General features: G+C 67.6%; 23 protein-coding genes, 2 tRNA genes and 1 pseudogene. 14 read left to right on the forward strand and 12 right to left on the reverse strand.

From position 1 onward, the window contains the following. Positions 1-50: 50 nt before the first annotated feature. From ACNJ7K_RS14535 to dnaG, 3 genes are all read left to right on the forward strand, one after another. Positions 51-743, forward strand: a complete 693-nt coding sequence (locus tag ACNJ7K_RS14535) for a YdcF family protein (RefSeq protein WP_120279691.1) — start codon at positions 51-53, stop codon at positions 741-743. A gap of 38 nt (positions 744-781) precedes the next feature. Then, positions 782-2,053 carry a deoxyguanosinetriphosphate triphosphohydrolase gene (locus tag ACNJ7K_RS14540; protein WP_033097770.1) on the forward strand — a complete coding sequence of 424 codons (1,272 nt, stop codon included), beginning with the start codon at positions 782-784 and terminating at the stop codon, positions 2,051-2,053. Between the two features lie 143 nt (positions 2,054-2,196). After that, complete coding sequence (dnaG, locus tag ACNJ7K_RS14545; RefSeq protein ID WP_230791243.1) at positions 2,197-4,092, forward strand: DNA primase; 1,896 nt, start codon at positions 2,197-2,199, stop codon at positions 4,090-4,092. A 4-nt stretch (positions 4,093-4,096) separates the two neighbouring features. Here dnaG and ACNJ7K_RS14550 read toward each other — a convergent pair whose 3' ends face one another. Further along, the gene (locus ACNJ7K_RS14550; protein ID WP_024101344.1) at positions 4,097-4,342 is read right to left on the reverse strand and encodes a hypothetical protein; all 246 of its coding nucleotides are present in this window, start codon (positions 4,340-4,342) and stop codon (positions 4,097-4,099) included. Between the two features lie 148 nt (positions 4,343-4,490). On the opposite strand from ACNJ7K_RS14550, the gene ACNJ7K_RS14555 reads away from it, so the two are divergent. The 3 genes from ACNJ7K_RS14555 to ACNJ7K_RS14565 all read left to right on the forward strand — a co-directional run bounded on the left by ACNJ7K_RS14555 (position 4,491) and on the right by ACNJ7K_RS14565 (position 5,329). Continuing rightward, positions 4,491-4,563: transfer RNA gene (locus ACNJ7K_RS14555), tRNA-Asn, on the forward strand. Positions 4,564-4,752: 189 nt separating this feature from the next. Further along, positions 4,753-4,826 (forward strand) — tRNA-Ile (locus ACNJ7K_RS14560). A 59-nt stretch (positions 4,827-4,885) separates the two neighbouring features. Further along, a complete protein-coding gene (locus ACNJ7K_RS14565) occupies positions 4,886-5,329 on the forward strand; it encodes a hypothetical protein (protein WP_174247017.1) in 444 nt (147 codons plus the stop codon). Here ACNJ7K_RS14565 and ACNJ7K_RS14570 read toward each other — a convergent pair. Beyond that, positions 5,326-5,772 (reverse strand): hypothetical protein, encoded by a 447-nt coding sequence (locus ACNJ7K_RS14570; RefSeq protein ID WP_487041835.1) that lies wholly within the window; start codon positions 5,770-5,772, stop codon positions 5,326-5,328. The two genes, ACNJ7K_RS14565 and ACNJ7K_RS14570, sit on opposite strands and share 4 nt — an antisense overlap. Positions 5,773-6,209: 437 nt before the next feature. Between ACNJ7K_RS14570 and nhaA the strand changes: the two genes are divergently transcribed. Further along, on the forward strand, positions 6,210-8,063 hold the full coding sequence (gene nhaA / locus ACNJ7K_RS14575; RefSeq protein WP_268653902.1) for a Na+/H+ antiporter NhaA: 1,854 nt from the start codon (positions 6,210-6,212) through the stop codon (positions 8,061-8,063). Positions 8,064-8,129: 66 nt separating this feature from the next. Here nhaA and ACNJ7K_RS14580 read toward each other — a convergent pair whose 3' ends face one another. Beyond that, positions 8,130-8,738, reverse strand: a complete 609-nt coding sequence (locus tag ACNJ7K_RS14580; RefSeq protein WP_487041836.1) for a TetR/AcrR family transcriptional regulator — start codon at positions 8,736-8,738, stop codon at positions 8,130-8,132. A gap of 94 nt (positions 8,739-8,832) precedes the next feature. Between ACNJ7K_RS14580 and ACNJ7K_RS14585 the strand changes: the two genes are divergently transcribed. Next, positions 8,833-9,582, forward strand: a complete 750-nt coding sequence (locus ACNJ7K_RS14585) for an SDR family oxidoreductase (RefSeq protein WP_268653899.1) — start codon at positions 8,833-8,835, stop codon at positions 9,580-9,582. 79 nt (positions 9,583-9,661) lie between these two features. Beyond that, complete coding sequence (locus ACNJ7K_RS14590) at positions 9,662-10,324, forward strand: NADPH-dependent F420 reductase (protein WP_487041837.1); 663 nt, start codon at positions 9,662-9,664, stop codon at positions 10,322-10,324. A 37-nt stretch (positions 10,325-10,361) separates the two neighbouring features. On the opposite strand, the gene ACNJ7K_RS14595 is transcribed toward ACNJ7K_RS14590, so the two are convergent. Beyond that, positions 10,362-10,649 carry a hypothetical protein gene (locus ACNJ7K_RS14595; RefSeq protein ID WP_487041838.1) on the reverse strand — a complete coding sequence of 96 codons (288 nt, stop codon included), beginning with the start codon at positions 10,647-10,649 and terminating at the stop codon, positions 10,362-10,364. Positions 10,650-10,685: 36 nt separating this feature from the next. Then, positions 10,686-11,432 (reverse strand): TetR/AcrR family transcriptional regulator, encoded by a 747-nt coding sequence (locus tag ACNJ7K_RS14600; protein WP_487041839.1) that lies wholly within the window; start codon positions 11,430-11,432, stop codon positions 10,686-10,688. Between the two features lie 72 nt (positions 11,433-11,504). Here ACNJ7K_RS14600 and ACNJ7K_RS14605 point away from each other — a divergent pair, with 72 nt between their 5' ends. Next, the gene (locus ACNJ7K_RS14605; RefSeq protein ID WP_487041840.1) at positions 11,505-11,894 is read left to right on the forward strand and encodes a VOC family protein; all 390 of its coding nucleotides are present in this window, start codon (positions 11,505-11,507) and stop codon (positions 11,892-11,894) included. Between the two features lie 12 nt (positions 11,895-11,906). On the opposite strand, the gene ACNJ7K_RS14610 is transcribed toward ACNJ7K_RS14605, so the two are convergent. Both ACNJ7K_RS14610 and ACNJ7K_RS14615 read right to left on the reverse strand, forming a co-directional pair. Next, positions 11,907-12,344, reverse strand: a complete 438-nt coding sequence (locus ACNJ7K_RS14610; protein ID WP_487041841.1) for a VOC family protein — start codon at positions 12,342-12,344, stop codon at positions 11,907-11,909. Position 12,345: 1 nt separating this feature from the next. Beyond that, a complete protein-coding gene (locus ACNJ7K_RS14615) occupies positions 12,346-12,918 on the reverse strand; it encodes a DinB family protein (protein ID WP_230791249.1) in 573 nt (190 codons plus the stop codon). A 61-nt stretch (positions 12,919-12,979) separates the two neighbouring features. On the opposite strand from ACNJ7K_RS14615, the gene ACNJ7K_RS14620 reads away from it, so the two are divergent. Further along, a complete protein-coding gene (locus ACNJ7K_RS14620) occupies positions 12,980-13,942 on the forward strand; it encodes a helix-turn-helix transcriptional regulator (RefSeq protein ID WP_120283385.1) in 963 nt (320 codons plus the stop codon). Positions 13,943-13,970: 28 nt separating this feature from the next. On the opposite strand, the gene ACNJ7K_RS14625 is transcribed toward ACNJ7K_RS14620, so the two are convergent. The 4 genes from ACNJ7K_RS14625 to ACNJ7K_RS14640 all read right to left on the reverse strand — a co-directional run bounded on the left by ACNJ7K_RS14625 (position 13,971) and on the right by ACNJ7K_RS14640 (position 18,608). Next, positions 13,971-15,008 (reverse strand): alpha/beta hydrolase, encoded by a 1,038-nt coding sequence (locus ACNJ7K_RS14625; protein WP_455408978.1) that lies wholly within the window; start codon positions 15,006-15,008, stop codon positions 13,971-13,973. A gap of 200 nt (positions 15,009-15,208) precedes the next feature. Then, positions 15,209-16,360: a thiolase family protein gene (locus ACNJ7K_RS14630; RefSeq protein WP_060651569.1), complete on the reverse strand. Its 1,152-nt coding sequence runs from the start codon at positions 16,358-16,360 to the stop codon at positions 15,209-15,211. 31 nt (positions 16,361-16,391) lie between these two features. After that, positions 16,392-16,811 (reverse strand): Zn-ribbon domain-containing OB-fold protein, encoded by a 420-nt coding sequence (locus ACNJ7K_RS14635; protein ID WP_487041842.1) that lies wholly within the window; start codon positions 16,809-16,811, stop codon positions 16,392-16,394. A gap of 144 nt (positions 16,812-16,955) precedes the next feature. Further along, positions 16,956-18,608 carry an MBL fold metallo-hydrolase gene (locus tag ACNJ7K_RS14640; RefSeq protein WP_159418007.1) on the reverse strand — a complete coding sequence of 551 codons (1,653 nt, stop codon included), beginning with the start codon at positions 18,606-18,608 and terminating at the stop codon, positions 16,956-16,958. Between the two features lie 167 nt (positions 18,609-18,775). Here ACNJ7K_RS14640 and ACNJ7K_RS14645 point away from each other — a divergent pair, with 167 nt between their 5' ends. From ACNJ7K_RS14645 to ACNJ7K_RS14655, 3 genes and pseudogenes are all read left to right on the forward strand, one after another. Then, positions 18,776-19,903, forward strand: a complete 1,128-nt coding sequence (locus ACNJ7K_RS14645) for an NDMA-dependent alcohol dehydrogenase (RefSeq protein ID WP_016691368.1) — start codon at positions 18,776-18,778, stop codon at positions 19,901-19,903. A gap of 52 nt (positions 19,904-19,955) precedes the next feature. Then, a pseudogene (locus ACNJ7K_RS14650) lies at positions 19,956-20,773 on the forward strand (serine hydrolase domain-containing protein). Between the two features lie 123 nt (positions 20,774-20,896). Continuing rightward, on the forward strand, positions 20,897-21,403 hold the full coding sequence (locus ACNJ7K_RS14655) for a DUF3145 domain-containing protein (protein WP_060651510.1): 507 nt from the start codon (positions 20,897-20,899) through the stop codon (positions 21,401-21,403). 102 nt (positions 21,404-21,505) lie between these two features. Here the strand turns inward: ACNJ7K_RS14655 and ACNJ7K_RS14660 are convergent, their stop codons facing one another. Further along, positions 21,506-22,939 carry an acyl-CoA carboxylase subunit beta gene (locus tag ACNJ7K_RS14660; protein WP_159418008.1) on the reverse strand — a complete coding sequence of 478 codons (1,434 nt, stop codon included), beginning with the start codon at positions 22,937-22,939 and terminating at the stop codon, positions 21,506-21,508. Positions 22,940-22,989: the final 50 nt, after the last annotated feature.

Here is a 22,989-nt window from a genome sequence, read left to right on the forward strand (position 1 = left end):
TCGGCGCGTCGTCCGGTCGACGCGTTCTCGTTCGCTGGCAGAATCAGGGGGTGAGCACCGCATCCCGCCGCACCGGCACCACCGCGACGTACACCGGGGACGACCTCGGGGTCGGCGCGCGCATCGCGCGCTGGCTCCGGCGACTGATCGTCGGGGTGCTGCTCGCCGCCGTCCTCGTCGTCGGCGGCACGGCGCTGCGGGTGTGGCAGGTCGCGCGGATCGACGACCGCACCCCCGCCGACGCCATCGTCGTGCTCGGTGCCGCGCAGTATTCGGGCACACCGTCGTCGGTCTTCGAGGCACGCCTCGAACAGGCCCTCAAGCTCTACGAAGCGGGAGTGTCGCCGCGGATCGTCACCGTCGGCGGCAAGCAGGAGGGCGACCTGTTCACCGAAGCCGCGGCGGGCAAGAACTATCTCGTCTCGCGCGGGGTGCCCGCCGAGTCGATCGTCGCCGTCGAGGAGGGTTCGGACACACTGCTCAGCGTCGAGGCCGTCAGCCGCGAGATGTCGGATCTGGGTCTGTCGTCGGTCGTGCTCGTCAGCGACCCGTGGCATTCGCTGCGCACCCGGACCATGGCACGCGACGCCGGTCTCGACGCCTGGACCGCTCCCACCCGCCAGGGTCCGGCGGTGTTCACCCGCGAGTCGCAGCTGCACGGCATCGCCCGCGAGACCGGCGCGTTGATCTGGTACCAGATCACCCACTTCTCCGCCGATTTCCCCTACACGGCGCAGCAGTGAGGCGGAACGTAGGGTCTTCGGTGACGGAAGGCAGTGTGATGCAGGGCTACAGCGAACACGATCTCGAACGGCGCGTCGCCGAGCCGCGCAAGACCTCGGCGCTCGCCGGGTCCGAGGGAGCGGCATCCGAGCGGACCGCCTTCGCACGCGACCGTGCGCGCGTGCAGCACTGCGCGGCCCTGCGCCGCCTGGCCGACAAGACACAGGTCGTCGGCCCCCGCGACGGCGACACCCCGCGCACCCGTCTGACACACTCGATGGAGGTCGCACAGATCGGCCGCAGCATCGCCGAAGGACTCGGCGCCGACCCCGATCTCGTCGACCTCGCCGGCCTCGCCCACGACATCGGGCACCCGCCCTACGGGCACAACGGCGAGCGGGCGCTCGACGCGGTCGCGGAGTCCTGCGGCGGATTCGAGGGCAACGCGCAGAACCTGCGCATCCTCACCTGCCTCGAACCGAAGATCCTCTATCCGGACGGCTCGAGCGCCGGTCTCAACCTCACCCGGGCCTCCCTCGACGCGACGCTCAAGTACCCGTGGACGCGTCCGCGCCCGGGCGCGAAGTTCGGCTCGTACGACGACGACGCCGAGGTCCTCCATTGGATCCGCGAAGGTGCACCCGAGCGCCGCAAGTGCCTCGAGGCGCAGATCATGGACTGGTCCGACGACGTCGCGTACTCGGTGCACGACCTCGAGGACGGCGTGATCGACGGTCGCATCGACCTGCGGATGCTCGACGAACCCGACGATGTCGCCGGGCTCATCGAGGTGGGTATGCGCGAGTTCTCGGGTCTCGACCCGGCCGAGCTGACCGAGGCGGCCAAGCGGTTGTCCTCCATGCCGGTGGTCCGGGCCGTCGGCACCTTCGACGGCACCCTCGCCTGCTCCGTCGCGCTCAAGAAGCTGACCAGCGAGCTGGTGGGCCGCTTCGCCAACGCAGCGATCCTCGGGACCAGGGAGGCGACGGAGGGCCGACGCGTCACCCGGTACGACGCCGACCTCGTGGTCCCGCCGATCGTGGTCTCGGAGGTCGCGTTGCTCAAGACGATGGCGTTGCAGTTCGTCATGTCCGACCGCGCCCACCGCACCCGCCAGGAATCGCAACGCGAACGCATCCACCGGGTCGCCGAGTGGCTGCTGCGCACCGCGCCGGTCGGCCTCGACCCGTTCTTCGTCGCCGCATGGAAGGCCGCGCCCGACGATGCCGCGAAGGTGCGGGTCGTGGTCGATCAGATCGCCTCGTGCACCGAATCGCGCCTCGAACGGATCGACCGCGACAGTCTCGCCGCGCAGGCGAGCTGGGGCTGACACCGACGTTTGCACCCTTTCACGGACACAAGCACGAGGTCGGCGCGGTGCATCTGTCCGCGGGACGCGCTGACGCACTCGCCGGTGTGGGTTGTGCCGGACCGTCGTGCCGGGCAGTCTGCCGGGCGGCTTAGACTCGTCTCGTGGCCGGCCGTATTTCAGACAGAGACATCGCGGCCATTCGCGACCGCGTGCGCATCGAGGACATCGTCGGCGAGTACGTCGCACTCAAGCGCGGGGGCGCCGACTCGCTCAAGGGCCTGTGCCCTTTCCACGACGAGAAGTCTCCGTCCTTCCACGTGCGGCCCAATCACGGGCACTACCACTGCTTCGGCTGCGGTGAGGGCGGCGACGTCTACTCGTTCCTGCAGAAGATCGAACACGTCAGCTTCGTCGAGGCCGTCGAACAGCTCGCCGAGCGTGTCGGCTACACACTGAACTACGAGGGTGGCGGTCCATCCGTCCAGCGCGACCGGGGCACGCGTGCCCGGCTGGTCGCGGCGAACGCGGCCGCTCAGCAGTTCTATGCCGAGCAACTGCGCACGCCCGACGCCCAGGCCGCCCGCGACTACCTGACCGAGCGCAACTTCGACCAGGCGGCCGCCGAGACGTTCGGCTGCGGCTACGCACCCGCCGGCTGGGACGCGCTCACCAAGCACCTCCTCGGCCGGGGCTTCGACTTCTCCGAACTCGAGGCCGCCGGACTGTCCCGGCAGGGACGGCGCGGCCCGATCGACCGTTTCCACCGGCGGCTGCTGTGGCCCATCCGCAATCTCGCGGGCGACGTCATCGGCTTCGGTGCCCGCCGTCTGTACGACGACGACCAGATCACCGCCAAGTACATGAACACACCGGAAACGGTGCTGTACAAGAAATCTCAGGTGTTGTTCGGTCTCGATCTCGCCAAGCGCGAGATCGCCAAGTCGCACCAGGCCGTGATCGTCGAGGGCTACACCGACGTCATGGCCATGCATCTGGCCGGCGTGAAGACCGCGGTCGCCGCGTGCGGCACGGCCTTCGGTGACGAACATCTCGCGCTGTTGCGTCGCCTGCTCATGGACGACAGCTTCTTCCGCGGTGAGGTTATCTACACCTTCGACGGCGACGACGCCGGTCGCGCGGCGGCGATGAAGGCGTTCGAGGGCGACCAGAAAACCGCCGCGAAGACCTACGTCGCGATCGCCCCCAAGGGCATGGACCCGTGCGAGCTGCGGCAGCAGTCGGGCGACGGCGCGGTGCGCGACCTCGTGGCCCGCCGCACCCCGATGTTCGAGTTCGTCGTGAAATCGATTCTCGCCGAACACGACCTCGACACCGTCGAAGGTCGCGTCGAGGCCCTGCGCCGATGTGTCCCCGTCGTGGGCCGGATCAAGGACCGCACGATCCGCGACAACTACGCGGTGCAACTCGCGCACTGGACGGGATGGGACGACATCCCCACCGTGCGCCGGCGCGTGCAGGAGGAAGCGCGACGGGGAGTCCGTGCACCGGAAGCGAGGACGCGGCCCGCGACGGCCACGGCGGAGCCCGTGTCGGCCCTGCGACGCCCCCGCCCCAACGATCCGACGCTGTGGCCACAGCGCGACGCGCTGAAGGCCGCGCTGCAGTATCCCGGCATCGCCGGGACCGTCTTCGACTCCTTGCCGTCGGAGACCTTCACCGACTCCGCCTACGCGGCCGTACGGCAGGCCGTTGCCGACGCCGGTGGAACCGCAGCGGGGCTCGGGGGAGCCGAATGGGTCGATGCCGTCGGCAGGGCCGCGACCGACCCCGTCGCGCATTCGCTCGTGATGGAACTCGCCGTCGAACCGGTCCCCGCCGAAGAGGACCGGCTGCCGCGCTACATCGGCGGCGTGCTGGCCCGACTGCAGGAGGTCTGGGTCGGCGAGCAGGTGGCCGAACTGAAGTCCAAACTGCAGCGGATCTCCCCGGCCACCGAGTCCGAGGAGTTCCACGCCTTGCTCGGCGACCTCATGGCGCTCGAACAGTACCGGCGGAGCCTGCTCGACCAGGCCATCGGTGACGGCCTGGCCGGCTGACCGTCTACTTCTTCAACTGGTCCCGCGGGATCATGATCGTCGTCGTCTCGTCGATGGGCTTCATCGGCTCGAGCTTGGGCTGAGGACTGAGCGAATCGGCGAGCTTCTGCCGGCCCACCTCGATCGCCTTCTTCGTGACGGGGCTCGCGGCCACCGCCTTGGCCGTCTTGCTGATCTGTTCGTACCTCGCGCGACCCGCTCGGGTGCCGAGTACGTATCCCGCAGCGACCCCGACCAGCAAACCCATCAATGTGTTGTCCTTCCACCCGTGACTGCGTCGTCCCCATCCTGCCCGATGACCCCGCAGCATGCCCACAAGCAGGCGATTTGGTGCTGCGGTGGGTGGGACGCTATGGTTTTTCACGCACCGGGGGAAACCGCGGAGCACCGCAGGACAATCCCCTGTAGCTCAATTGGCAGAGCATTCGACTGTTAATCGAACGGTTGCTGGTTCGAGTCCAGCCGGGGGAGCGCCTACACAATCCTCCCACCCGTCACGGGTGGGAGGATTCTGTGCTTCCGGGGTGCCTATGCGGCAGAACCTCCACCGATGTGATCTCTGTTACTCCGCACCCGGCAGAGTGTTGCACGCTGTGTCCGGGTAGCATTCGATCGCGCCGTGCGAGCAGTGCGGCACTGTGCGACGCATGTCGTCGCGACGGGGCGGTAGCTCAGTCGGTTAGAGCCGCGGACTCATAATCCGCTGGTCGCGGGTTCGAGCCCCGCCCGCCCCACATCCTCCGCTCGTGGCCGCGAGATGTTCCTGCTTGTCGGAACGGTAGCGTTCGACCCCATGAGCACCCTTCGAGAAGTCGGCGAGCGCGAGGCGTGGCGTTGCTGGTTGTGCGACGAGCCCGTGGACCCCGACATGTCGGTCAACGACCCGCGAGGTCCCAGCATCGACAGCATCAACACCGCCAAGAAGGGTGGCAAGGGAAAGGGCGGAGTCGAGCGGCTCGCGCACCGCGCCTGCAACACCAAGAAGGGTGCCGTCAAACCCGTCGTGCCGTGGCCCGACCGGCTGTTCGTCGTCGACCCGGCGCCCATCATCGGCGTCGTCGAGCAGCTCATGCGCAAGGGTGGTCGCGTCGCCGTCGCTCGGTGTCCCGAGAAGTCGGACGCGGAGGAAGCCTCCGAGTGGCTCCTCGACCGCTTGTCGCGCCTCGAGCCGGGAGTACGGTTCGACACCAGGATCGAGCCGGCCGGCGGCGGCTACCTCCTCGTGCTGACGGCCTAGCCGGGAGCCAGCACCAGTCCGGAGTGATCCGGTGACTCGACGGAGACCTCGACCTCGGTGAGCACCGTTCCGTCGTCTTCCAACAGCGTGTAGCGACCCGGCATGAGACCGGTGAACAGGAACCAACCCTCGTTCGTGGTGACGATGCTGCGGTCGATGTACTGCTCGCACACGTCCAGGCCGATCAGTCGAACCGTGGTGGACGGATGGAAGGCGCCTCCGATCCGCCCGTTCGCCACCGATCCGATCGCAGCCGGTGGATCCGGGTGGTCGCCGAGTTCGTCCGGACGCCAGGCGGGCGCGCCGTCCGGCGGCGCACACGCCGGGACCGAGGAGTGCGACGACCGGGCATGCGCGACCGCCGGGTCGGTCCCGTCCACGGAGACGGGCTGATGTGTCGTCGCCGCGACGAGTACCCCTGCTCCCACTGCGGTGATCAACATCAATCGGGTTCTTCGGATCGTTCCCCTGTGCAGCAACGGATCCACCTCCTCTCCGTAAGAGAACTTAGGAAAGTTGTTCTCGCCGAGGGTTATTCGGAACCGATGCTTCGGTGGATCGTGACGATACCCGGCGGGGACGCGCAGGGCTATCGTCCGTGGAGGTGACACGAAGCGGCGGAATGTAACGGTCGGGTTGTCGAACCGCCGAAATCGGTTGTTGGCACAACGATTCGGTCTAGTTTCGGACGAGGACGGTAGTCGGAGGGGTGCATTCCGCCTCCTGGACGGCAGATCCGGTTGCACTGTTGTGTTCGGACAATGCGGTTCCGAACGGTCGGTTCCGGAAATAATCGCCCCGGGGCCGGGCGTTGTGCGGTTTCGTCGGCGTACTCACCGGCACCGAGTTGCTCGAAGCGGACTGCGGAACGAGGGAGCACATGACGGTCGACGAGAAACCGACGACGCTCCGCCGGGCGTCCGATCTGCTGGCAGGGGTTCGTGACGGCACGGACGACGACACGCTCGCGGCAGGCGTCGTACTCGCGGCGACCCTGATCGCTCTGGTCTGGGCCAACCTCGGCGACTCGTACGAGGCGTTCTGGCACACGCCGCTCAGCATCAGCATCGGCGACTACGGCATCGACCTCGATCTCAAACACTGGGTCAACGACGCCGTCATGACGCTGTTCTTCTTCGTCGTCGGCCTCGAGGTCAAACGCGAGCTCACCATGGGGGAGCTCACCGACCGGACGCGCGCCGCGGTCCCGCTCGTGGCCGCGATCGCGGGTCTGGCGCTGCCCGCAGCACTGTTCCTGCTGCTCAATCCCAGCGGGGAGGCCGCGGGAGCGTGGGGTGTGGTCGTGTCCACCGACACCGCCTTCGTGCTCGGTGCGCTCGCGTTGGTCGGGCCTCGGTGCCCGGCCCGATTGCGCGTGTTCATCCTCACGCTGGCCGTGGCCGACGACATCGGCGCCCTCGCCATCATCGCCTTCGTCTACACCGACAACTTGCAGCCGGTTTACCTCATACCCGCGGCGATCGGACTACTGCTGATCCTGCAGTTCCGCCGACTCGAGGTGTGGCGGGGCGTCGTCTACTTCGTGGTCGCAGCAGGGACATGGGTGGCGTTCTACGAATCCGGTGTGCACCCCACCCTCGCCGGTGTGCTGATCGCGTTGATCCTTCCCGTCTATCCGCCGCGCCGCAGCGAAGTGGAGCACGCCGGCGAACTCACGCGGGCGTTCCGTCAATCGCCCAACTCCGACTACGCGCGCGCCGCGCAACTCGGGGTGCTCCGCGCGGTGTCCGTCAACGAGCGGCTGTTGCGGCTCTACCAGCCGTACACGGCGTTCCTCGTCGTGCCGATCTTCGCCCTCGCCAACGCGGGTGTGGTGATCTCCGCCGAGACCGTCGGCATTGCCATCCGATCGCCGATCACGTGGGGGGTCGTCCTCGGTCTGGTCGTCGGCAAACTCGTAGGCATCACCGCGGCCACCGCCGTCTTCTCGAGACTGCGGCCGGGCAGCCTGCCGCCGGGACTCACCCTCTCGCGTGTCGGTGGGGGTGCCGCGCTCGCCGGCATCGGATTCACGATCTCCCTGTTCATCGTGGATCTGGCAATCGAATCTCCCGAAGCAGCCAACGACGCCCGGATAGGCGTACTCCTCGCGGCGGTTCTCGCCACCGCACTGGGCTGGGCGTTGTTCCGGCTGTCCGACCGCCTGCATCCGCCGCAAGGACCGGCCGGGCTCGTGCTGCTGCGTCCGGTGGACCCGGACCGCGACCACGTGCGGGGACCGGTCGACGCTCCGCTCACACTCGTCGAGTACGGCGACTTCGAGTGCCCGTTCTGCAGCAAGGCCACCGGCAGCATCCGCGACGTGCACAAGCACTTCGGCGACGACCTACGGTACGTCTTCCGGCACCTGCCTCTCGACGAGCCGCATCCGCACGCGCGTTTCGCCGCCGAAGCGGCCGAGGCCGCCGCGGCGCAGGGGCGGTTCTGGGACATGCACGACCATCTGTTCGCCAACAGCGACGCCCTGTCCCGCGACGAGATCTACGAACACGCACAGCAGTTGGGTCTCGATATCGACCGGTTCGACGAGGACCTGCGCCTCGGACGGCACCGGCACCGTGTCGAGGACGACGACCTCGACGCCGAGACCAGCGAGGTGTTCGGAACGCCGACCTTCTATCTCGGCGTCACCGGCTCGGATCTGACCCGGCACATCGGCCCTTTCGACGCGCGGACGCTGATCCGGCGGCTCGAAGAGGTGCGCGAGAGGTAGGGGTGACACGATTCGGGTGGATCGGACCCCGGGAAGCAGGGGTCGATCCACCGACATCGTGACAGGTCAGCGGATCGGCCAGCTACGGAGGGCCGCCTCGGTCATCTTCCGGAGTTCGTCGCGATCGACGCCGCTCGCTGCCTGGACGGCGATGCCGAACGCGAGGGTGGTGGTGTAGCGGGCCAGTAGCCCGGCGTCGGTGTCCGGCGGCAGATCGCCGGAGGCGACAGCGCGCTCGAACCGCTCGCGGACGCGCGAGCAGCCGTTGTTGCGCCAGGCGACGAGAAGTTCGCGGACCTCCCGGCCGGCATCGCTGGCGCTGAGAGCCCCCTGAACGCCCATGCATCCCGCGGGGTTCGTCGGGCAGGTGGTGGTCCGGATGGTGCCTTCGAGAATGGCGGTGGCGACGCGGAGCGCGGTGGGTTCTTCGAGTGCTCGGCTCAGGTATGCGCTCGGCCCTTCCGTGTAGCGTTCCAGCGCTTTACGGAACAGTTCTTCCTTGTTGCCGAAGGCCGAGTACATGCTCGTGGTGGATATGCCCATCGCCTCGGTCAGGCAGGACAGGCTGGCGCCTTCGTAGCCGTGCTCCCAGAACACCCGCATGGCGCGCTCGAGTGCTTCGTCGGCGTCGAATCCGCGCGGTCGTCCGACCGCCTTGCCCTGTGTCGTTGTCACCTCACGAGTGTACCTATTTCGCATCGATCGATACAGAAGTGCTACTGTTCGAATTCCGCATCGAACGATGCGGAATTCGAAGGAGGCAATCCTCGTGGGACTACTCGAAGGCAAGACCGCTCTCGTCACCGGCGGCAGCGCCGGGATCGGACTCGCCGGCGCCGTGCGACTGGCAGCCGAGGGTGCACACGTATTCATCACCGGACGACGTAAGTCCGAACTCGACGCAGCCGTCGAGGAGATCGGGTCGGAGGCGACCGCCGTGGTGGGCGACATCTCGAACCTGGACGATCTCGACCGGATCTACGAGACCATCCGCGGGCATGGGCGGGGCCTGGACGTGCTGTTCGCCAACGCCTCGGTCGCCGAGTTCGTCACCCTCGAAGACGTGACCGAAGAGCACTTCGACATGCTCTTCGGCATCAACGTCCGCGGGATGCTGTTCACCGTCCAGAAGGCGCTGCCCGTGCTCAACGACGGTGCCTCGGTGATTCTGAACGGGTCCACCAATGTCGACGTGGGCGCAGAGGCGTTCGGCGTCTATGCGGCGACGAAGGCCGCGACGCGGTCGTTCGCCCGGACATGGGCCAACGAACTCAAGGGACGTGGCATCCGGGTCAACACCGTCACCCCCGGGCCGACCGAGACTCCCGGATTGTCAGGGCTCATGCCCGACGAGGAACAGTCAGCGAACTTCAGGCAGCAGCTGGCCGCCCGGGTTCCGCTGGGCAGACTCGGGCGACCGGACGAAATCGCTGCTGCCGTGGCGTTTCTCGCGTCGGATCAGAGCAGCTTCGTCACGGGTTCCAGTCTGTACGTCGACGGTGGGCTGAACCAGATCTGAACTTCACCGGCCGACCGGGACGGCGAGTCCGGCCGGTCGCGCACTCGTCTCGCCCATGATCGGACCGAGGTAGGAAGTCATGACAACCATTGGAATCATCGGTGCGGGCGAGGTCGGCAGCCAGATCGCCCGGGCTGCGATAGCGAGCGGCTACGACGTCGTCATCGCCAATTCGCGAGGACCGCACACGCTCGCCGTACTGATCGACGAACTCGGCCCCTCATCGCGTGCGGCAACGGCTGCGGGTGCGGCTGCCGCGGGAGATTTCGTCGTCATCGCGGTCCCGTTGAAGTTGGTGAACGACATGCCCGTCAGCGAACTTGCGGGCAAGATCGTGCTCGACACCAACAACTACATGCCGTGGCGTGACGGCAGATTCCCGCTCGTCGACTCGGGGGAGAAGACGGTCCACGAGCTGCGCCAGGCGCATCTGCCGACGTCCGAGGTGGCCAAGGCGTTCACTCATATCGAGGCTCCACGCATCACCACCGCTGGGCTGCCTGCCGGCACTCCCGGACGCATCGCACTGTCCGTCTCGAGCAACTTCCCCGAGGCGGTCGCTCTCGTGACCCGCCTCTACGACGAGTTCGGGTTCGACACTGTCGACAACAGTCCGCTCAGCGAATCCTGGCGCACCGAACCGGGGCAGCCGGCCTGGCATGCCCACGAACACCAGACCCGCAGCGAACTGAACGACAATCTCGCCAGGGCGCGGAAACGATCGGCGCGGGCCCAGGGGTAGGTCGTCTGCTCGTCGCTGTCTCGTCGGGTGAGTGGTTCTACGACGAGCCGAACGGCTTGTCCCCGTTCCCTCCCGAACCGGTAGCGAACGCCTCGACGATGTTGTGGACGACGCAATCCGGCCGCAGCGGGGCGTACCGGCATCCTTCGTGGTACCACCAGTGCTCCGCCTCCGCCCGTTCTTCCGGGGTCAGTTCCTCGGGAGCCTCGTCGGTGTCCGCGACGGGGGAGGCGCCGGACAGGAGAACGGTATCGGCGCTCGTCGTGGCCGGTACTGCGAGGGCGATTGCGGCACAACCGAGCACGCCCGCGGCGAATCGCTTCATGAAACCTCGAATGTCTCGTACGAACCTTCGGGGAAATCATCCCCGGGCCGGCTGCACCCCGCCATTCGAGACGAGCGGTTCGAGCCCGTCGAGGGCGCGCTGCAGCCCGAACTCCCACGCGTGGTGCGGGCTGTAGGCGGCGTTCATCTCCGCCCCGGCCGCCGCCCCCACCCGTTGCGCGAGCGGGTGGGTGTCGCCGAGATAGTGCGCCAATCGCTCGTTCCACCTGACCCAGGCCTCGGCGATGTCGGCGGCGTGCGGATCGGGACGTCGCGCTCGCGCCGCACCGCGCACGAAGTCCGCGACGAATGTGAGTGCAGCATCGCGATCGATGTCGCCGAGAGATGTCCCGTCGAAAGCGTGGAGTTCGTGGTCGTACTTCGCGATCGTGCCGGGGCCGAGGGCTGTGCGCTGATCGTCGACGTCCAGCAGCCACCAGTGTGCGGTGTAGTGCTCGAGTTCGGATTCGGCAACCTGCCGTACCCGATCCCGCCACGACGGGGACTCGTAGGGCGGCCGGGGTTGCCGGGCGTGGACCCGGTCGACCATGAGGACGAGGAGGTCGTCGCGCGACCCGACGTGGGTGTAGAGGGCCATGGCGGAGACACCCAGGTCGGTCGCGAGGCGACGGATCGTCACCGCGTCGAGGCCCTCCGCGTCGGCGACGGTGACGGCCGCGTCCACCGCGGATGTGGTGGTGACCTTGGCTTTCGGGCCGCGGGAACCTCCGGTCGGCGCGTCGGGATGCTCTCGCCACAGCAGGTCGATCAGGTCGCGCGCCATAAATGCCTCCCGAAAACTCGTTCTCGGGATTACTCTATACGTCGTACAATATTTCTGCCCCCGGGAGGTCCTATGAAAATCACGTCCACAGCACTGTCGCTCAACGTCGCCGACACGGCCGCATCGGCCGATTTCGCGATCCGGCACTTCGGTTTCACCGAGGAGATGTCGGCGGACGGATTCGTCTCGTTGACTCACCCGGATGCAGGATTCAACATCGTGTTCCTGCGTACCGGGCTGTCGACCTTCAAGCCGGAATCCGTCGCCGGACCGGCCGGGCAGGGTATGCTCATCGCCTTCGTCGTCGACGACGTCGACACCGAGTTCGCGCGCATCGCGGAAGCAGGTGCGACGGTGGTGACCAAGCCGGAGACCGAGCCGTGGGGCGAGCGGTACTGCCAGTTCGCCGATCCCAACGGGCTCATCTGGCAGCTCGTCCACTGGGTCTCGGAACCGGCCTGACCACGCGACGTTTCAGTCGAGGCAGAATTCGTTGCCTTCGGGGTCGGCCATGACGATGTGGCCGGCCCCGAACGGCGGCGCGGGGTCGTGACGTTCGAGGCGCGTGGCTCCGCGCGCGACGAGCCGTTCGGCCTCGGCTTCCAGGGCGGCCATGCGCTCGTCGCCGTCCAGTCCGGGCGCGGCACGCACGTCGAGATGCACCCGGTTCTTGGCCTGCTTGCCCTCGGGCACCTTCTGGAAGAACAGCCGGGGTCCTGTCTCGTCCGGGTCGACGACGGCCGAGGCGTCGTTGCGTCGTTCGGGCGGCACTCCCATCGCGTCGAGTGCGTCGTCCCACGAGACGAAATTGCCGGGCGGCTTCTGGAGTTCGTAGCCGAGGGCGTCGGCCCAGAACTCCGCGAGGGCTCCGGGATCGGCGCAGTCGAACGTGATCTGGATGTCGCGTGCCATGTCAGCGCGTCTCCTGTCGGGTTCGGGTACGGGTGTGCAGGTAGAGGTCGCGCAGGAGGCAGACCTCGGACAGATGGTGGATGAGTTCGCGGTGGATGTGCAGGACCAGCGCGCCCATCGGATACTGCGCGTACGGTCCTTCCGCTTCACCGCACGGCCGGGCGAGTCCGTCTTCCCCGAGGGACTCGACGCCTGCGACCCACATCGAGAGTTCGGTATCGAGTTGGGCGAGGGCCTCGTCCGCGGTCGCTGCGTACTCGAACGACATGTAGTCGGTGGGGGTGCGTCCGAAATGGCTCGCGTTGCGCATCGCCAGTACACCGACGACAACATGACCGAGACGCCACGAGATGGTCGTGAAGGGCGGCGGATCGGGTTCGGGGAACGCGAAATCGATGGTCATCGACCCGGCGCCTCCCTGCATGGGAGCGGTGCCCGTCCCGCGCGGCCGAACACTCCAGCAGTCGGGTGCGGGTTCGAAGAAGTATTCGTCGTCGGTGAGGCCGTCGAGGCGGCGGCGTGCCGGATGGTCGAGTTGCTGTCGCAGTAGGTGATTCCAGTCGAGTTCTGTCATGGCTACAGGCTGACGCATATTCCGGACAGATTCGGTCCGTGATTCATGCGAGGATCGTCGTGTGACCGTCGAGTCGACCACGGAACGGGTTCTGAGGGTGCTTGCGCTGTTGCAGAGTCGCCCCTCGTGGACCGCTGACGAACTGGCTGCGGAACTCGGCGTGACCGATCGCTCGGTGCGCCGCGACATCGATCGGCTGCGTGCCCTCGGCTATCCCGTCCGCGCAACTCCCGGTGTCGGCGGTGGTTATCAACTCGGTGCCGGCACGAGACTGCCGCCGCTGCTTCTGCACGACGACGAAGCGATCGCAACGGCGGTATCGCTGCGACTGGCGTCGGGCAGCACCATCGCCGGTGCCGCCGAGGCGGCCCTGCGTGCACTGGCCAAGCTCGACCAGGTGATGCCGCCGCGTCTGCGCGAGGAGGTGCGGGCGATCTACGGTGCCACCGAGACCGTCGTCGGCGCGGGCACCGAGATCGATGCCGATACGCTGCTGGCGTTGGCCCGCGCGTGCCGCGACGCGACCCGTGTGCGATTCCGGTACACCACCCGGCAGGAGGCGGACGACGAGCGCACGGTCGAACCGGTGCGGATGGTCGCTGCCGGGCAGCGCTGGTACCTCATGGCATGGGACGTCGATCGCGACGACTGGCGCACCTTCCGGCTCGACCGGATGCGCGACGTCACACCCATGACGTGGAGGTTCCGGCCGCGGCAGCATCCCGATCCGGTGTCGTACGTCCAGCGGTCCGTGACGGAGTCGCCCTACCGGTACATCGCGCGGATCCGCCTGCGGGCGGACGCCGACCAGGTGCGCGACATGGTGCCGCCGCAGGTCGGGCGGGTCGAGGACGACGAGGGCGGGTGGTGCGTACTCGTCGTCGGCGCGGACGACCCGGACTGGGTCGTGATGCACGTCGCGCGAATGGGTTTCGAGGCGGTCGTCCTCGAGCCACCGGAGCTGCGGGAGGCCGCGGATCGGCTCGCGGCGCGCCTCGCCGCGATCGCTCGTGCCGACCGGTGAGCAGTCGACGCGGAATCCCGTTGCGGGGTCAGGCCTCAGTGCCCATCGACTCGGCGAGGATCGGCCATGCCTTGCGCAGGTCGTCCTCCCAGTAGCCCCACGAATGCGTTCCGTCGGCATCGAGTTCGGCCGTGACCGGGATGTCGAGCGCTTCGAGGCGGTCCACCAGCTGGTGCGTGCAGGCATTCGTGGCGGCCTCGATTGCTCCGCCTGCGACGATCTGCGTGGCGAACGATTCGCCGGCCGCCCGTTCCTGGCCGGGGACGTCGTACGGGCCGGGCAGGCCGTTGCGGCTCGACAGGTACAAGGCCTTGCCGCGCAAGCCTTCCGCGTTGAGGTAGACGTCGTGCTCGGCCCAGCGCGGACCGTCGGCCGGTCCCCACATGTTCTCGACGTCGCCCTTGCCGCGGCGCTCGACGACGAGCCTCACGTACAGCTGACCGACCGGATCGCTGGTGCGCACGCATCCGCTGAGAGAAGCGACGCCGGAGTACAGGTCGCCGCTCTGGATCGCGAGGTCCAGCGCGGAGCCGGCGCTCATGGACATCCCGATGATCGACTGTTTGCCGTCGGTGTCGAGCAGTTCGTCGACGACGGGCGGCAGTTCCTCGAGGAGGAAGGTCTGCCACTGGTTGCGGCCGAGGACCGGGTCGTCGAGATCCCAGTCGGTGAAGTAGCTGAAGTTGCCGGTGGCGGGGATGACGACGTTGACGTTCTTGTCCGAGAAGAACTCGGCGATGTCGCTGCTCTCCATCCATCCGGTGCCGTCGATCACGCCGACACCCGCGCCGCCGAGGGCGTAGACGACCGGCCGGGGTTCGCTCGGATCGGCCGGACGCAGGACGTCGAGAGGGACGACGGTGTCCATGGCCGGGGAGTAGACGCGGACCGTCCAGTGCTGGTCGGTCACCTCGTCGACGCCGTCGACGTAGGCGGAAGCGGGCTCGGCGTCGGGTTGCTCGGGATCGGCGTGCGCGGTGGCGGTGCCGAACGCGAGCGCCGAGAGGCCTGCGAGACCGATCGCAAGGCTGCGGAAGCCACGACGGGACACGACGGATCGACGCACGGATGAACTCCTCGACTCGAATTGATGCTGATGAGTCGTTCCCCCACACTCGACCCGCTGAGCTGGACAGTACCTTCCTCCGGTTGCGAAAAACGCCCCGGGGTGTTGTGATTCCGGACTCGCGATGGCGCCGGGACGAGTTCGGCCACCGCACTCGGGATCTCGTGCGGCGGCCGAACTTTCGGACGATTACGTGGTACTCAGAGTGACAGGATCGACGCAGCGGCGGTGCCGGGTGCGCCGTAGACCTGGGCGAGGCCCACCTTCGGTTCGCCCGGAACCTGCCGCTCGCCGGCCTGACCGCGCAGCTGCAGCACCAGTTCGTGGACCTGGCGGATACCGGAGGCGCCGATGGGTTCACCGTTGGCGATGAGACCACCGTCGGTGTTCACCGGAAGGGACCCGCCGATCTCCGTGGCTCCCTCGGCGATCAGCTTCTCCTGGTCGCCGTCGGCGCACAGGCCGGTCTCGGCCATGTGGATCACTTCCGCGCCGGCGTCGGTGTCCTGGAGCTGGGCGACATCGACGTCCTCGGGGCCGATGCCGGCGGCCTCGTAGGCGGCCTTGGCGGCGTAGACGGTGGGGGAGACGTCCTCCTCGACCGACGCCCACGTCGCATGGACCTCGTACGCGCCGTAGGTGCGCGTACGAATCGCAGTGGAGCGCAGGTAGACCGGCTTGTTCGTGGTGTACTTCGACACCAGGTCGCCGCGGCACATGATCACCGCTGCGGCACCCTCGTCCGGCGCGCAGAACATCTTCGCCGTGAGCGGGTAGTTGAGCATGGGCGACGACAGGATCTCGTCGATGCTGAACTCCGTGCGGCGGAACGCCTTCGGATTGAGGCCGCCGTTGCGGTAGTTCTTCGCCGCGACCCGTGCGAGCGTCTCGTGCGAGATGTTGTGATCGATGGCGTAGCGGTTCGCCTTCATACCGAAGAACTTGGTGGTGACGAACTGTCCGTTCTCGGCGTACCAGGCGGGCAGACCGAGCATGGCGGGATCGGCGGTGAAGGCGCCGCGGGGGTGCTTGTCGGTGCCGACCGCGATGCCGATGTCGTACTTGCCGGAACGGATCCCGTCGGCGGTCTGTTCGATCGCGCTGGCGGACGTCGCGCACGCGTTGAATACGTTGGTGAAGGGGATGCCGGTCAGGCCGACGAGGCGGGTGACGGCGTCGGTGTTGTCGACCTCGTAGCTGCCGCCGATGCCGAACTGGATGTCCTTCCAGGCGACACCCGAGTCCTCGAGTGCGAGCTGGATTGCGTCTGCGGCCATTTCGATGGCCGATTTGGCGCCGAATCTACCGAACGGGTGAAGGCCCACCCCGATGATGGCAACGTCGTTCATGATGTCGGGAACTCCTCGATGGGATGTGTGCGGATCAGATCGGCGCGAAGGCCCACGTGACGATGTCGGTGCCCTCTTCGTCGGTGTAGAAGGGGACGAAGGTGAGCTCGAGCTCCATGCCCGGGCGCAGTTTCTCGGGGTCGGTCTCGGTGAGGCGGGCCTCGACGCGGACCACGTCATCGAGTTGGACGAGGCCGAACGCGAAGGGTGTGAAGGTCGCCGCCGTCTCGTTGCCCGCGTAGGGCTGCTTCGGCACGAATCCCTGCGTGGTCCATGCCACGAGCGTGCCGCGACGCGGCAGCAACAGTTCCGAGATGCTCGCCCCGCTGCACCGGGGGCAGCGCGGCTGGGTGGGCCACGTGGTCGCGGAGCAGTCGTCGCAGCGACTCCCGATGAGCTGCGGGTTCTCTGCCGGCCACGTGGATACGTCGGGCGCGAGCGCCTTCGTCGTCATGGTTCGTCCTCCGTTGTCCGATGCCGATACGGCGGCCCTCGCCGCGGTCGAACATGAGGATCACGTTAGACGGAAATATCATTCTCTACAATGAGAGGATGGATATCACGCGAGACGATTCTCGCGGGAAGTGAAAGGAGCGGCTCAGAAACGGCGCCTCCGGCGGGGTGGAGGTTTGCGTCGACCCGGCCTCGAGTGGCGTCGGTGCTCCTCCGGGTTCTGGGCACCCGTGCGGTATTCGTCGAGCACCTTCCGCATCGCAGCGATCGCACGCTCCCGGGTGCGCGGGTCGTCGATCTCGAGCAGTTGGTCGCGCAGACCGGTGGCGAACTCGGCGTACTCGTTCTGCCAGTCGCGGCCGACGTGCACCGGCGCCGGCGGTGCGACGGTCGCGACGTACTCGGCCGGGCCACCTGCCACGAGCCGGTACCGCGCACCGATCTCCGGAACGACCACGTTCAGGTCCGCATCGAGTCCGTGCAGTGACGCCGTGAAGGCAGCGAGCGCATCGGGCTCGCCGTGGTCGAGGAAGACCGTGCCGGAGATCGGCGCGCGGTGCCCGACCCAGCGCACCAGCTCGCCGCGGTCGGCATGTGCGGAGTAACTGTCGATCCGCCGGATCTGCGCCCGGACGTCGATGTCCTCACCCGAGATCCGGACCTTCGACGCACCCTCGAGGATCACCCTGCCGAGCGTGCCCTGCGCCTGATAGCCGACGAAGAGCACCGTCGAGTCGGGGCGGGCGAGGTTGTTCCGCAGGTGGTGCCGAACCCGTCCCGCCTCGCACATCCCGGAGGCCGCGATGATGATCGCGCGTCGGTAGGTGTCGATCCGCATCGACTCCTCGGCCTCGGCGGTGTATCGGATGCCCGGATGGCGGAAGACGTTCCGGCCGTCGAGGTCCTCGAGTTCTCCGGCGTGTGCGGCGAAGACGTCGGTGGCGCGGATCGCGAGCGGGGAGTCGACGAAGACCGGCACATCGGGAATGTGCTCGTCGTCGAGCAGGTATCCGATGTCGAGCAACAACTCCTGGGTGCGTTCGAGAGCGAACGACGGCACGATCAGGTTGCCGCCGCGCTCCATCGCCTCGTTCACCTCCCGCGCGAGGAGGTCGCGGCGCTCGGCGATCGTGAGCCGAGGGCGTGAGCGATCCCCGTAGGTGGATTCGCAGACGACGTAGTCGAGTCCGGTCGGACCTTCCGGATCGGCGTGGAACGCCTTCTGCTCCGGGCCGAGATCTCCCGAGAACACCATGCGCACACCGCCGGCCTCGATCTCCGCCGACGCCGACCCCAGGATGTGTCCGGCATTCCACAGGCGGACCCGGAAACCGGGTGCCGGCTCGAACCACTCCTCGAGTGGAACCGGCCGGGCGCGCGCGGCGGCGAGCCGGGCGTCCTCCTCGGTGTAGATCGGCTGGAACTTCGCCCGGTGCGCGCGGTCGCGCCGCCGATTGCGGCGCTGGGCCTCGAACTCCTGGATCCGCGCCGAGTCGGCGAGCATGAACGAGAGCAGCTCGGCCGTCGGGGCAGTGCAGAATATGCGGCCCTCGAAGCCACGCGCGACGAGCTTGGGGAGCAGTCCGCAGTGGTCGATGTGGGCGTGGGTGAGGATCACCGCGTCGATCGACTCGGGAGCGAACGCGAACTCCGCGACATTGAGCTTCTCGAGGCTGCGCGAACCCTGGAACATCCCGCAGTCGACCAGGATGCGGGCGTCGGCGAGTTCGATCATCGCGCACGAGCCGGTGACGGTTCTCGCCGCGCCGTGGAAGGTGAGTTCCGGATTGTCGGGCACGGCATCTCCTCGGACGGTCGGGCGGTGGGACCCGCGGTGCTCGGGTCCCACGGTATCCGCGTTCGCAGGTCGACCGGACCGGGACGAAGGCTAGAACCTGTTCCAATTCTGTGCGATTGTGTCTATCGTCACGTGCACAACCGGCAATGCGATGGAGGGCGAGCCAGATGAAGACCAAGGGTGCAGTGCTGTGGGGCATCGACGAACCGTGGTCGGTCGAGGAGATCGAACTCGGCGATCCCGTCGCGGGCGAAGTGCAGATCCGCATGGAAGCCGCCGGCATGTGCCATTCCGACCACCACATCGTCACGGGCGCAACCCCGATGCCGTCCTTCCCCGCCATGGGCGGTCACGAGGGCTCGGGCGTGATCACCAAGGTCGGTGAGGGAGTGGTGGGCCTCGAGGTGGGCGACCACGTCGTGCTGTCCTTCATCCCCGCATGCGGGCGGTGTCCGTCCTGTGCCTCGGGGCACTCGAACCTGTGCGATCTCGGCGCCGGACTGCTCAGCGGCCAGGCGATCTCCGACGGCACCTACCGCATCCAGGCACGCGGCCAGAACGTGATCGCGATGTGCCTGCTCGGCACCTTCTCGCCGTACATGACGGTCAACCAGAGCCAGGTCGTCAAGATCGACAAGGACGTACCCTTCGAACTCGCCGCGCTGGTCGGCTGCGGCGTGCCCACCGGCTGGGGTTCGGCGACGAACATCGCCGAGGTCAAGGCCGGCGATTCGGTCGCCATCATCGGCGTCGGCGGCGTCGGCATGAGCGCCCTGCAGGGTGCCGTGGCCTCCGGTGCGCGTCACGTCTTCGCGATCGACCCGGAACCGTTCAAGCGCGAGCAGGCGCTCAAGTTCGGTGCCACGCACACCTACGCCTCCATCGAGGAGGCCATCGTGCCGATCATGGAGATCACGTGGGGCCGCATGTGCCACTCGACGATCATCACCGTCGGCGAGATGAAGGGGGAGCTGGTCGATCCCGCGCTGACACTCACGGCCAAGGGTGGCCGGTGCGTCGTCACGGCGATGGGCTACATGTCCGACATGGACGTCAAGCTGAACTCGTTCCTGTTCTCGATGCTGCAGAAGGACCTCAAGGGCAACATCTTCGGTGGGTGCAATGCCCGCGTCGACATCCCGAACCTGCTCGACCTGTACAAGTCCGGTCAGCTGAACCTGGCCGACATGGTCACGCGTACCTACACCCTCGAGCAGATCAACGACGGATACCGGGACATGCTCGAGGGCAGGAACATCCGCGGCGTCATCCGCTACACCGAAGCCGACTGGTGACCGGTACCGACCGGTGACCCCGCCCCGCCGGGCCGTCTCGTAGGGTGATCGCGTGCACAGCCTCGATCTGCTCAGCGACTGGCCCGTCGACCGTTCCGCCGCCGCGGTGGTGNGGTGACCCGCGACGGCGGAACGGTCGCGTCCAGGGGAGACCTCGACGAGGTCTTTCCCCTCGCGTCCGTGACGAAGCCGCTCGTGGCGTACGCCGCGCTCGTGGCCGTCGAGGAGGGCGCGATCGAGCTCGATCAGCCTGCGGGCCCCGAGGGGTCGACGGTGCGGCATCTGCTCGCCCACGCCTCGGGTCTGGCGTTCGGTGAGCGCACGGTGCAGACCGAACCCGAGCGGAAGCGGATCTACTCGAGTGCGGGCTTCGAAGTGCTCGCCGAACTCGTCGAGACGGAAACCGGTATCGAGTTCCCGGAATACCTCCGGCAGGCGGTCTTCGAGCCGCTGGGCATGCCGTCCTCGTCCCTGCCGGGGCCGGCCGGTCACGGGGCGCAGTCGTCGGTCGCCGATCTCGCACTGTTCGCGCGCGAGCTGCTCGATCCCGTTCTGGTCTCGTACGAAACCCTCACCGAGGCGACCAGCGTGCAGTTCCCCGGTCTGAACGGACTCGTGCCCGGATACGGGATGTTCAAGCCCAACGACTGGGGTCTCGGATTCGAGATCCGGGGCGAAAAGAACCCGCATTGGACCGCCACCGGTAATTCACCGCGTACTTTCGGTCATTTCGGTCAATCGGGCACATTCATTTGGGTAGATCCCGAAATTTCCGTCGCCGCTGTGGTACTTACTGATCGTGCCTTCGGAGACTGGGCGAAACCGCTCTGGCCTGCCGTCGGAGACGCGATCATCACCGAATTCACATAAACCTCTCTGGTTCGCTGGCGAAACACACGCCACACGGGCACACTTGTACGCAGCCTGCATGGAGAAGCCTTGGCCGACGAAGGTCGTTGGGGAAGACGTCCTGGTCGAACCGGAGGTGAATGTATGCGCGCATCCAACCAATTCGCGGATGCCACGGCGGGGGTGATCTATGTCCACTCCTCACCGGCGGCGGTGTGCCCGCACATCGAGTGGGCACTGGCCGACATCCTCGACTGCCGGCCCGATCTCGCGTGGACGGGCCAGCCCGCCGCACCGGGGCTGCTGCGCACCTGCGTCGACTGGGTCGGGCCCGTGGGCACGGCCGCGCGACTGGCCGACGTGCTGCGGTCGTGGCCGATGCTCCGCTTCGAGATCACCGAGAACCCCAGCGAGGGCGTCGACGGCGAACGCTTCAGCTACGTCCCCCGACTGGGTCTGTGGCGCGGATGCACCAGCGCCAACGGCGACATCGTCGTAGGAGAGATGCGTCTGCGCGCCATGCTGTCCTCCGCCGATGTCACGAGCGAACTGCACCGCGCGCTCGGAACGGCATGGGACGAAGAGCTCGAGCCGTACCGCAGCGGCGACGAAGGCGCGCAGGTGACGTGGCTCCGCCGGGACGTCGGCTGACCGCGGTCCGACACGACCGGAACGCACCCCCACATCTTCCTGATACGGGAACACCGGCACCGCTCCGAGGAGCGATGCCGGTGTTCTCGTGCTGTGTCCGGATCAGAGCGGAATGTTCTTGTGCCGTCCGCGAACCGCGGGTGCGGCGGCGAGCGCGGCGGCCAGGGTGCTCCGCGTGGTGGCGGGATCGATCATCTCGTCGACCACACCGATCGCCATCGCGCGCCCGACGCCACCGGCGATCGCCTCGTGTTCGGCGGCGAGACGATCGTGCAGCGCCTCACGCTCCTCCTCGGGAGCCGCGGCGAGGGCCTTCTTGTGGAGGATGCCCACAGCGGCTTTCGCGCCCATCACGGCGACCTCGGACTCCGGCCATGCGTAGACGGCGGTGGCCCCGAGCGCCCGGGAGTTCATCGCGATGTACGCGCCGCCGTAGATCTTGCGCGTCACGAGCGTGACGCGGGGAACCTTCGCCTCGGCGAACGCGTGGAGCAGCTTGGCGCCGCGTCGCACGACGCCCTCCCACTCCTGGCTCACGCCGGGAAGGTAACCGGGCACGTCGACGATGACGACGAGCGGAACACCGAAGGCATTGCACATCCGCACGAAACGCGCTGACTTCTCGGCGCTCTCGGAGTTGAGGCAGCCGCCGAGACGGAGCGGGTTGTTGGCGATGACGCCAACGGTGCGGCCGCCGAGACGGCCGAATCCGGTGACGATGCTGCGGGCCCAGCCGGCCTGCAGTTCCTCGAAGGAGGACTCGCCGTCGACGTTGTCGACCAGCTGGTGGACGATCGGCCGCACGTCGTATGCGCGTCGCGGCGACGCAGGCATCAACGCCCGCAGGTCGGTGTCGCCGAGCGCGGCTGCGGCGACATCGAATTCACCCTGTTCGGCCAGCATCGACACCAGACGGCGGGCGCGGTGCAGGGCGTCGGCCTCGTCGTGCGCGGCGATGTGCGCGACACCGGACTTCTTGGTGTGCGTGTCGGGGCCGCCGAGCGACTCCATGTCGACCTGCTCACCGGTGACGCTGCGGACCACGTCCGGTCCGGTGACGAAGACACGGCCCTCGGGGGCCATGATGACGATGTCGGTCAGGGCCGGGCCGTAGGCGGCACCGCCGGCCGCGAAGCCGAGAACGACGGAGATCTGGGGGATCAGACCGGACGCGCGGACCATGGCCTCGAAGACCAGGCCGACGGCGTGGAGGGCCTCGACGCCCTCGGCCAGACGCGCGCCACCGGAGTGGAAGATGCCGACCACGGGGATCTCGTGGTCGATGGCGTGGTCGATGGCGGAGACGATGTGCTTGCATCCCTCGACGCCCATGGCTCCGCCCATGACGGTGGCATCGGAGCAGTATGCGACGGTGCGGATGCCGTCGACCTCGCCGACGGCGGCGAGGACGCCCGACTTGTCGCGGGTGTGCAGCAGTTCCAGGCTGCCCGGGTCGAACAGTTTCTCGAGACGGGCCAACGGATCTCTCGGGTCCACCGTCGTCTCACGCGGGGTGGCTGGATCCAGGATGGTCATCGGGTGCTCCTCGGGCAGACGCGGTGGTGGTGGGCTGCGGTGGAGGCTCC

The sequence above is a fragment of the Rhodococcus shunpengi genome (genome assembly GCF_048381395.1).
Lineage (GTDB): Bacteria > Actinomycetota > Actinomycetes > Mycobacteriales > Mycobacteriaceae > Rhodococcus.